Source organism: Methylomonas sp. BG-2 (genome assembly GCF_057766305.1).
Genome location: NZ_JBYMAP010000235.1, coordinates 1 through 6,085, shown reverse-complemented (window position 1 = coordinate 6,085; position 6,085 = coordinate 1). Strand labels below are relative to the sequence as shown.

Below are 6,085 nucleotides of genomic sequence, written 5' to 3'. Positions count from 1 at the left end.
GTCGCTGAGCCGCCCCGGATGCGCCCAGCGCAATCGCGCGCTAAGCCAATGAAAATACGCATGAAATGTTTGAAAACAGACTTGGCACGCTGCTCGCAATAGTGATTGACAGAAGCTGTCAGCAGTTTCGGTATCCGAGACCCCGTCTCATCATTATTCATTAGCCTTAGGAGAACGACCATGCAACACAAATTCTTTCCCGTCCTGGCCCTGTCCGCGTTGTTCGCGACGTCCTACGACGCCTCGGCCTTCAGCTTCAGCACCGGCGATGCCGATTTTAGAATCGCCGTCGGCGCCCGAGCCGGCGCCGGCGGCCTGGAAATCGAATCGGCCGACGATTTCATCCTGGCCGAGAAAACCCAACTTAACCAAGCCAGTTTCACCGGCTTGCTGGCCGGCGGCGCCACATTGGCCGACATCGCCAACGTCAATGTGGAAATTTACCGGGTATTCGATAAGGACTCGGTCAATCCACCGTCCGGCCGGGTCCCGACCAGGGTCAATTCGCCCGCCGACGTGGCATTCGAATCGCGCGGTTCCGCCGATAATACCTTGAGCTACAGCGTCAGCGTACTTAGCGATGTCGCGACGGCCGGCAACTCGGTTTTGAACGGCATTCATGCCCTACCTGACCAAACCACCGGCGGCGAAGGCACCGTCAGCGGCCGGGAAATCCGCTTTAATATCGATTTTAGCCAAGCCCTTACACTGGACGCCGACCACTACTTTTTCGTGCCGCAAGTGGAATTGAAGAACGGCAATTTTCTGTGGCTGTCGGCCGCCAAACCCATCGTCGGCGGCAGCGGTCCCTTCTCGCCGGATCTGCAATCCTGGATACGCGACGAAAACCTGGACCCGGACTGGCTGCGGATCGGCACCGATATTGTCGGCGGCACCGCGTTCAACCAGGCTTTTTCGTTGACCGGCGTGTCCGCGGTACCGCTACCGGGCGCCACTTGGCTATTTTTGAGCGGCTTGCTGGGCCTGCTCGGCACCGGCAAGCGTAAACAAACCGCGCCGCAAGCGGTTTAATCGCTGGCTAGCGCCGTCGGCGCCTGATCCGGCGCCGACGGTCCCACGGGATCAGCCCGGATTATTCGCCAAGTCGGGCGGCGATTTTCGCTTCCAGCCACTGTTGGCGGTGGCGTTTTAACACCGAATCGGTCGGTCTATCCGGCCATTCGGCCTGAAACTCATTTTGCAATTGCGCCAGAAAATGCCGTCTCAACACCGAATCGGTCGGGACGACCGGAACGCTGACCCCGCTATCGGCGTCGCTTACCATCCGATCGCCGCCTTCCGCACGTTCAAGCTTCACGGATGAATCGGCAACATCGGGTTCCGCTTCAGTTACATTGATGTCGCTAGCGCTCTCGGTACCCACCGGCTGCAAATCAAGCAATGTGTCCAGGCGCTGCCGATAATGCCGGCGCAGCACCGACTCGGTCGGATACGGATTGGCCAGCGCGGCTTTTTCAGCCGCCTGTTGCGCGAAATAATGGCGGCTCAGGATAGAATCTTCCGGTACGCGCGGTGCCGCTTCGACGATCGCTTCCGCTTCGTCGGCCACCGTAGCCACCTCGACCGGCGCCTCGGCCGCGGCTTCCTCCTCGATCGCCAACGACAACTCGGCGGCCGGGTTTTCGACTCTCTCCTCCGCGCCGGCTTCAGCGGCCGCTTCGGCGACCGAAACCGGCTCGGCGCGATCCGCAACCCCGTCGCGGACGTTTTGCTCGCGCACCAAGCGGGTCACGAAAGTCGCCGCCCGGCTCGGAAAGATGTCTCTATCCCGCACCGTCTCCGGCAACAGCAAATACGCTCTGGCGGCATACGCCGCAATCGCCAACAAAGCTATATCGAACAAAGTTTCCACGCACTCCCCCTCTCCAATGATTATTATTGCGCCTACCGCCGGATTCGCCGTTGGTCGTTGGCGAACCCGGCCGGCGGACCCTTTTTTAAACCGGCTATCATCACATAAAGTGACGCAATTTTTGATCGGCAATTTCTTCCGGACGAATTTCGATGGCTAGGGGCTGGCAATTCTGGATCGATAGAGGCGGCACCTTTACCGACATCGTGGCCTGTTCCGCCGACGGCGAGTTCCTCACCCGCAAACTGCTGTCCGATAACCCGGAGCACTATCGCGACGCGGCCTTGCAAGGCATACGCGACATTTTGCACGGTGCCGCCGACCGTCGCATCGCCCATGTCAAAATGGGCACGACGGTCGGCACCAACGCCTTATTGGAACGCAACGGCCAGCCGCTGGCCTTGCTGGTCAACCGGGGCTACCGCGACTGCTTGCGCATCGGCTACCAGAACCGGCCGGATATTTTCGCGCTCGACATTCGCCGCCCTGAGCCCTTATATACCCGAGTCGTCGAAATCGACGCCCGTATGGCCGCCGACGGCACCGAGTTGCGGGCGCTGGATCGCGACCGGGCCCTGGCGGAACTGCAAACGCTTTACCGGCAAGGCCTGCGCGCAGTCGCGATCGTGTTGATGCACGCCTGGCGTTATCCGGCGCACGAGCGGGCATTGGGCGAACTCGCCGCGGCCGCCGGCTTTGAGCAAATCTCGCTGTCTCACCAAGTCAGCCCGTTGCCGAAACTGATCGGCCGCGGCGACACCTGCGTCGTCGATGCCTATTTATCGCCGGTGCTGCGCCGCTACGTCGAACAAGTCGAACGCGGCCTGGCCGACCACGACCCCAACGCCCGGCTGTGGTTCATGCAATCCAACGGCGGTCTGGTGCGCGCCGCCGACTTTCAAGGCAAGGACTGCATTTTGTCCGGCCCGGCCGGCGGCATGATAGGCGCGGTCGCGGTAGCGCGGCGGGCCGGTTTGTCCAAGATCATCGCCTTCGACATGGGCGGCACCTCGACCGACGTGGCGCACTACGCCGGCGAACTGGAACGCAGCTGCGACAGCGAAATCGCCGGCGCGCGCATCCGGGTACCGATGATGGCGATCCATACCGTCGCGGCCGGCGGCGGCTCGATTCTGCACTTCGACGGCCTGCGCTACCGGGTCGGCCCGGACTCGGCCGGCGCCAATCCCGGCCCGGCCTGCTATCGGCGCGGCGGGCCGCTGACCGTCACCGACGCCAATTTGCTGCTTGGCAAGCTGCCGGACTTTCCGGCGGTATTCGGTGCCAACGGCGATTTGCCGCCCGACCGCGACTTGGTGAAAACCTTGTTCGCCGAGCTGGCCGAACGCATCCATCGCGAAAGCGACGACCGGCGCGGCCCGGAGCAAGTCGCCGCCGGCTTTCTGAGCGTCGCGATCGAAAACATGGCCGAGGCAATCCAGAAAATCTCGGTGCAAAAAGGCTATCACCTCGGCGAATATGCCCTGTGTTGCTACGGCGCCGCCGGCGCCCAACACGCCTGTTTGCTGGCCGAACGCCTCGGCATGCCCAGCGTGTTGCTGCATCCGCTGGCCGGTGTATTGTCGGCCTACGGCATGGGCTTGGCGGACTTTCGGGTGTTGAAACAGCAAGCGCTGGAACGGCCTTGGGACGACATCGACGCCGCCGAACTGGATCGAGAGTTTCAGGCCTTGGAAGGTCTGGCGCTGGCCGAGTTGCGCGAGCAAGGCCTTGCCGAACCGGAGCCGGTCCGCGAACGACGCCTGACGCTGCGTTACCAAGGCACCGACACCGCGTTGAGCGTCGACTACGGCCCGGCACCGGCGGTTCTGGCCGATTTCGAACAACGCTATCGAAGCCGCTTCGGCTTTTGTTACGCGGACCGGCCGATTTGCATCGCCACGATCGAAGTCGAATGCATCGCCGCCGCCGAACAAGCCAGCCCGGCCGCCCCGACCAACCGTGAAGCCGGCGACGGCAATCCGGAGAGTGTCACCCGGATTTTCAGCCGGGACGCCTGGCACGCCGCGCCGGTGTATCGGCGCGAACAGCTGACGGCGGGCCAAACCGTGGCCGGCCCGGCCATTGTGCTGGAGCCGACCTCGACCATCGTCATCGAAGCCGGCTGGCAAGCGCAATTGCTGGCCGGCGGCGATCTGCTCCTGCGGCGTTACCCGGCCTCGGCCGACGACCAGCCGGTAATCGCCCGGCCCGTGGATGCGATTCACCCCGAACCCATCGCGGAATACGGGCCGAGTCGATTGCCGGAAATCAACGGAACCGGCTTGGTCAACGGCCAGGACCCGACAGAACTCGGGGACCCCGCCGCCCGCCCCGACCCGGTGCTGTTGGCGATATTCAACAAGCGCTTCATGTCGGTCGCCGAGCAGATGGGTTTCGTGCTGCAAAACACCGCGCATTCGGTCAACATCAAGGAACGCCTGGACTTTTCCTGCGCGCTGTTCGACGCCGAGGCCAACCTGATCGCCAACGCGCCGCATATCCCGGTGCATCTGGGTTCGATGGGCGAATGCGTGCTCGCTTTATTGCACGATCGGGCCGGCCATTTCGAGCCCGACGAGGCTTTTTTGCTGAATTCGCCCTACGCCGGCGGCACCCATTTGCCCGACATCACCGTGGTGACGCCGGTATTCGACGCCGCCGGCCGGGAGTTACTATTTTTCGTCGCTTCGCGCGGCCATCATGCCGATGTCGGCGGCATCTCGCCCGGCTCGATGCCGGCCCACAGCCGCGACATCGACGACGAGGGCGTCTGCAGCGCCGGCCTGAAAATCCTGGCCGGCGGCGAATTTCAAGAAACCGCGATTCGGAAATGGCTAAGCCACCATCGCCATCCGGCCCGCAATCCCGAACAGAACCTTGCCGATCTGCGGGCTCAGATCGCCGCCAACCGCAAGGGCGCCGAGGAATTGGCCGCGTTGATTACCGGCTACGGCCTGCCGATGGTTAGCGCCTATATGCGCCATGCGCGCGACCACGCCGAAGCCTGCGTCCGGGCGCTGCTGACAACGCTGAACGACGGCCGTTTCGAATACGAACTGGATCAGGGCGCGAAAATCGCGGTGGCGATCACGGTAGACCGGGCCGCGCGCGCGGCGCGCATCGATTTCAGCGGCACCTCGTCGCAACTGGCCGACAATTTCAACGCGCCGGCGGCAGTGTGCAAGGCCGCCGTGCTCTACGTGTTTCGCACCCTGCTGAACGACGACATCCCGCTCAACGCCGGCTGCCTGAAACCGCTGGACATCGTGATACCGGCCGGCTGCCTGCTGAATCCGCGCCCGCCGGCCGCCGTGGTCGCCGGCAACGTTGAGACCTCGCAATACGTGGTCGATGCGCTGTACGGCGCGCTCGGCGTGCTGGCCGGCTCGCAGGGCACGATGAACAATCTCACCTTCGGCAATCAGCGTTATCAATATTACGAAACCTTGTGCGGCGGGGCCGGCGCCGGGGCCGGTTTTCACGGCGCCGACGCGGTGCATACCCACATGACCAACTCGCGCATCACCGATCCGGAAGTGTTGGAACAGCGCTTTCCGGTGATCCTGCGCGAATTCTCGATACGCGGCGGTAGCGGCGGGGCCGGCGCATGTCGCGGCGGCGACGGCGCGATTCGCCGCATCGAATTTCGCGAAGCGATGAGCGCGGCGATCCTGTCCAGCCACCGGCGCCTGCCGCCGTTCGGGCTGCACGGCGGCGCGCCCGGCGCGCTGGGCGTCAACCGCCTGCTGGGCGCCGACGGCCGCGAACAAATCCTGCCCGGCCGCGCCGAAGTCCAGGTCGAACCCGGCGACAGCCTGGTCATCGAAACGCCGGGCGGCGGCGGTTTTGGCGCGGCTTAACACCGCCGCACGGAACGTAAAGTTCCACCGCTTGCCCTATCCCCGTAATTTCCCGATTGGCGTGTCGATAGCGCGACGCGCCACACCCAACCGCAGGCGTATCCCAAACCGCCCGGCAGATTCGCTCGGGCAACGCCTGACCGGCCTCCGCGCATTTTTAGCGACCATCGGTTAAGATAGCCGCCCCGATTCGCAAAGCCCTTTGGGGCGCTTTCCAACCACCTGGGCTTTCCCCCAACCGAACGAGCATTAAACATGATTCACCATTTTTCGATTTCCGCCCATCAGCCCGCCCATGTCGCGGCGGTCGTCGCCGAATTGATCGGCGGCAAGGCCTACCCGTTTCCGC

General features: G+C 63.6%; 3 protein-coding genes. 2 read left to right on the top strand and 1 reads right to left on the bottom strand.

Going from position 1 to position 6,085, the window contains the following annotated elements; genetic code table 11:
- Nucleotides 1–180 precede the first annotated feature (180 nt).
- Nucleotides 181–1,032, top strand: coding sequence for a PEP-CTERM sorting domain-containing protein (locus AC3B8H_RS17395; RefSeq protein ID WP_488442808.1), 852 nt, complete (start codon nt 181–183; stop codon nt 1,030–1,032).
- Nucleotides 1,033–1,093: 61 nt separating this feature from the next.
- On the opposite strand, the gene AC3B8H_RS17390 is transcribed toward AC3B8H_RS17395, so the two are convergent.
- Nucleotides 1,094–1,873, bottom strand: a complete 780-nt coding sequence (locus AC3B8H_RS17390; protein WP_488442807.1) for a hypothetical protein — start codon at nt 1,871–1,873, stop codon at nt 1,094–1,096.
- A 152-nt stretch (nt 1,874–2,025) separates the two neighbouring features.
- Here AC3B8H_RS17390 and AC3B8H_RS17385 point away from each other — a divergent pair, with 152 nt between their 5' ends.
- Nucleotides 2,026–5,736, top strand: a complete 3,711-nt coding sequence (locus AC3B8H_RS17385) for a hydantoinase B/oxoprolinase family protein (protein WP_488442806.1) — start codon at nt 2,026–2,028, stop codon at nt 5,734–5,736.
- Nucleotides 5,737–6,085 lie beyond the last annotated feature (349 nt).